Source organism: Pantoea sp. SIMBA_079 (genome assembly GCF_046940275.1).
Classification (GTDB): Bacteria; Pseudomonadota; Gammaproteobacteria; order Enterobacterales; family Enterobacteriaceae; genus Pantoea; species Pantoea borealis.
In genome coordinates, this window is sequence record NZ_JAWRYR010000614.1 from 1 (window position 1) to 254 (window position 254).

Here is a 254-nt window from a genome sequence, read left to right on the forward strand (position 1 = left end):
CGATGCCGGTGTCGCCGAGCCAGATCGCCAACGGCCCCATCACGGCCAGCGCGTAGACCTCGAGCCGGAACGAGGACTCGTGCAGCCAGGCCGCACGCAATCCCTGCAGCGACCAGACCGTGGCCTTGAGCATCCGCGCGGGGCTGCGCGGCAGATGCCCGGTCTCGTCGGCCATCAGGCGTCACCGACCACGTCCCGCAAGACCGGCATGGCGGCATCGCGGGGAACGGAGCGCGCCGGGCGGGCCCGCGGGG

The 254-nt window shown here is 73.6% G+C and carries 1 protein-coding gene; it reads right to left on the bottom strand.

The window, feature by feature from the left end; all coding sequences use genetic code 11:
• A partial coding sequence (locus SB719_RS21405) for a diacylglycerol kinase (RefSeq protein ID WP_412159922.1) occupies positions 1–175 on the bottom strand: 175 nt, incomplete at its 3' end.
• Positions 176–254: the final 79 nt, after the last annotated feature.